This is a genomic window from Micromonospora sp. KC207 (assembly GCF_004348615.1).
Taxonomy (GTDB): domain Bacteria; phylum Actinomycetota; class Actinomycetes; order Mycobacteriales; family Micromonosporaceae; genus Micromonospora.
Genome location: NZ_SMKJ01000449.1, coordinates 1 through 3,568, shown reverse-complemented (window position 1 = coordinate 3,568; position 3,568 = coordinate 1). Strand labels below are relative to the sequence as shown.

The 3,568-nt window shown below is 72.8% G+C and carries 3 protein-coding genes and 1 pseudogene; 2 read left to right on the top strand and 2 right to left on the bottom strand.

Features of this window, described 5'->3' with window-relative positions; translation table 11 throughout:
• A pseudogene (locus tag E1258_RS31060) lies at window positions 1–625 on the top strand (hypothetical protein); the annotation flags it as partial.
• 60 nt (window positions 626–685) lie between these two features.
• Here E1258_RS31060 and E1258_RS31055 read toward each other — a convergent pair.
• Both E1258_RS31055 and E1258_RS31050 read right to left on the bottom strand, forming a co-directional pair.
• Window positions 686–2,356, bottom strand: coding sequence for a DUF885 domain-containing protein (locus E1258_RS31055; RefSeq protein ID WP_132407362.1), 1,671 nt, complete (start codon window positions 2,354–2,356; stop codon window positions 686–688).
• On the bottom strand, window positions 2,302–2,490 hold the full coding sequence (locus E1258_RS31050; RefSeq protein WP_132407360.1) for a hypothetical protein: 189 nt from the start codon (window positions 2,488–2,490) through the stop codon (window positions 2,302–2,304). The genes E1258_RS31055 and E1258_RS31050 overlap by 55 nt, the downstream gene beginning before the upstream one ends.
• 153 nt (window positions 2,491–2,643) lie before the next feature.
• On the opposite strand from E1258_RS31050, the gene E1258_RS31045 reads away from it, so the two are divergent.
• Window positions 2,644–3,568: DMT family transporter (locus E1258_RS31045; protein WP_132407358.1), on the top strand; the 925-nt coding region annotated here is incomplete at its 3' end.

Genomic DNA, 3,568 nt, shown 5'->3' with positions numbered 1-3,568 from the left:
GCCCAGGGAGGCCGCGCCCACCACGGGTGCCCCGACCACCGGGCCGACGGCCACCGGTGGGCCGACCTCTTCGCCGAAGCCGACCCCGGACGCGTCGGCCACCCCCGGCAAGCCCGGCGACGGATGCGCCACCCCCAAGCCCACCGAGCCGGCCGAGGTCGAGCCCGGCGAGCCGCTGCCCAGGATCGCCGCCGAGCCCGGCCAGCCCCGGGTGGCGGCGAAGCCGTCGAAGCTCACCGGCTCGAAGGTCACGATGACCGGGCTGCGCTTCGAGGGGATCGTTGACCTGCCGACCGGCGACGGCACGCTCAAGGTGCTGAAGTTCAGCATGGCCAAGGGGGTCACCGACGACTTTCTGCTCCAGGCGGACGGCCCTGGCGGCAAGACCATGCGGTACGCCACGGACCGGCTGACCGTCCAGGGCGATGTGGCGTTCTACGCCACCCGGTTCGTCGGGCGGCTGCTCGGCATCAAGATCATCCTCACGCCCGACCTGCCGTTCCCGGACGGCATCCCGATCACCTTGCCGATCCCGATCACCTTCACCGACCCGGTGATCGACCTGGCGTACGTCGACAGCGACGTCCTGACCGCGAAGCCCGCGCTGAAGGTCGACCTGGCCTGATCCACCCCTACCGACGGCCGGGTCCGGGGCGGTACCGCCCCGGACCCGGCCGTCGTCGGTTCAGAGGCGGGCGAGCGCCCGGCGCAGCGGGTCCAGGCCCAACGCGCCGAGGTCCAGCGCCTGCCGGTGGAACTCCCGCAGGTCGAAGTCGGCACCCTTGCGGGCCTTCGCGTCCTCCCGGGCCTGGAGCCAGATCCGCTCGCCGACCTTGTACGAGGGCGCCTGCCCCGGCCAGCCCAGGTAGCGGTTCAGCTCGAAGCGCAGGTTCTCGTCCGGCACCCGGCAGTGCGCCCGCATGAACTCCCAGCCCAGCTCCGGCGTCCACCGCTGGCCCGGGTGGAAGCCGAACGGGTTGTCCCTCGGAATCTCCAGCTCCAGGTGCATGCCGATGTCGACGATCACCCGGGCCGCCCGGAACGCCTGCCCGTCGAGCATGCCGAGCTTGTCGCCCGGGTCCTCCAGGTACCCCAGCTCGTCCATCAGCCGCTCCGAGTACAGCGCCCACCCCTCGCCGTGCCCGGAGACCCAGCACAGCAGCCGCTGCCAGCGGTTGAGCAGGTCGGCCCGGACGGCGGTCTGGCCGACCTGGAGATGGTGACCCGGGACGCCCTCGTGGTAGACGGTGGTCACCTCCCGCCAGGTGGAGAAGTCGGTGATGCCCTGCGGCACCGCCCACCACATCCGCCCCGGGCGGGAGAAGTCCTCGCTCGGGCCCGTGTAGTAGATCCCACCGTCGCTGGTCGGGGCGAGGCAGCACTCGATCCGGCGGACCTGCTCCGGGATGTCGAAGTGGGTGCCGTGCAGGTCGCTGATCGCCTTGTCGGCCAGCGCCTGCATCCAGTCCCGGAACGCCTCCTTGCCCTGGATGGTGCGCGCCGGGTCGGCGTCCAGCGCTGCCACCGCCTCGTCGATCGTCGCGCCCGGCCCGACGATTCGCGCGGCCACCGTCCGCATGTCGGCCTCCAGCCGGGCCAGCTCGGCGAACCCCCAGGCGTACGTCTCGTCGAGGTCGACCCGCGCGCCGAGGAAGTACTGCGAGGCCAGCTCGTACCGCTCCCGGCCGGCAGCCTGCTTGTCGCGCCCCAGCGGGGTCAGCTCGTCGCGGAGGAACTGGCCGAACTCGGCGGTGGCCGCGGTGGCCGCCGCCGCGCCCCGGCGCAGCTCCGCTCCGAGGGTGCCGTCGACGCCGAGCCGCTCGACCAAGCCGTGGAAGAAGTTGTCGCCGTCCGGGTCGGTCCAGATGTCGCACTGCTTGGCGACCTCGACGAGCTGCGCCTTCGAGCTGACCCGGCCAGCGCCGGCCGCCTCGCGCAGCGTCGTCTTGTAGCCCTCCAGCGCGGCCGCGAACCGGTTGAGCCGCGCCGCGATGTTCGCCTGCGCGTCCGCGCCCTCGGTGGGCATCAGGTCGAAGACCATGCGGGCGTCGTGCAGCCCGCTGGCGATGACGTTGACCTCGCTGGTCGTCTCGCCCGCCTCGTACCGGGCGAGGTCCAGGCCGAGCCGCTCCTGCATGGCCTCCTTGGCTGTCCGTTCGGACTCGGACTCGGGCTCGGTCACGTCGAGGTCGGCGAGCGTGCGCCGGGCCAGCTCCGCCCGAGCCGCGTAGCCCTCCGGCGACAGGTCGTCGAGCTGGTCGTCGTGTCCGGCAATGCCGACGTAGGTTGCGCTGACCGGGCTCAGCGGCGCCCAATCGGCGACGTACCGGTCGGCGAGATCATCGATTCGTCCCACGCCGTGACACTACGCGACGCCGCCGCCCGGTCGTCGAGCGTGTTTGCGGTGTTCAGGGCCAGCGGCTCGCCCGGGTCGAAGTCGCTCGGGAAAGGCACGTCGGCCCGTAGCCGCTCCCCGCTGACCGCCCGCACGACGGTGTCGTAGCCGCCGAACCCACCGGGGGCGAACAGTTCGACCGCCGCGTGCCGCAGGTGGTGGGCGAGCTCGAGGTGGCTCCTGTGGTGGTCGACACGGTGCCCGGAAACCGCGCGACATCGTCGTACCCCTGCGGCAGAGTGTCAGGGGTGAGACCGGATACCACCCCTAACAGGGCGGCGCTGCGTAGCTGGCTGCCCGGCTTCCTCGCGCTCGCTGCGATCTGGGGCTCCAGCTTCCTGTTCATCAAGGTCGGCGTCCGCGAGCTGCACCCGGTGCACCTCACCCTCTACCGGGTCGCCGCCGGTGCGCTGACCCTGCTCGTCGCGCTCCCGCTGCTGCGCGACCGACTGCCCCGCGAGCCCCGGATCTGGGCCCACCAGTTCGTGGTCGCGGCGCTCGGCGTGGCCGTGCCGTTCACTCTCTTCGGGTACGGCGAGCAGCGGATCGAGTCGATGCTCGCCGGGATCTGGAACGCCACCACGCCGCTGATCGTGCTGCCGATGGCGGTGCTCGTGTTCCGCACCGAGCGGTTGACGACGCGCAAGGCGGTCGGGCTGGGGCTCGGCTTCGCCGGGGTGCTCGTGGTGCTCGGGGTCTGGGCGGGCGTCGGCGGTGCCCACTTCGCCGGCCAGCTCATGTGCTTCGGGGCGGCGGCCTGCTACGGCTTCGCCATCCCGTACCAGAAGCGGTTCGTCGCGGGCAGCGCCCACACCGGCCTCTCGCTCTCGGCGGCCCAGCTCGTGCTGGCGACCGCGCAGCTTGCCGTGGTGGGCCCGCTGGTGGCGGGCGCGCCGCCGGTGCCCACCGACCTGTCGGGCGGCGCCCTGGCCAGCGTGCTCGCGCTGGGCGCGCTGGGCACCGGCCTGGCCTTCGTGATCAACCTGCGCAACATCCGGGTGGCGGGGGCGAGCACCGCCTCCACGGTGACCTACCTCATCCCGATCTTCGCGGTGCTGCTCGGCGCGCTGGCGCTCGGCGAGCGGCTCACCTGGCACCAGCCGGTCGGGGCGCTGATCGTGCTGGCCGGGGTCGCGGTGACGCAGGGCCTGCTCGGCCGGCGCAGGCGACCCG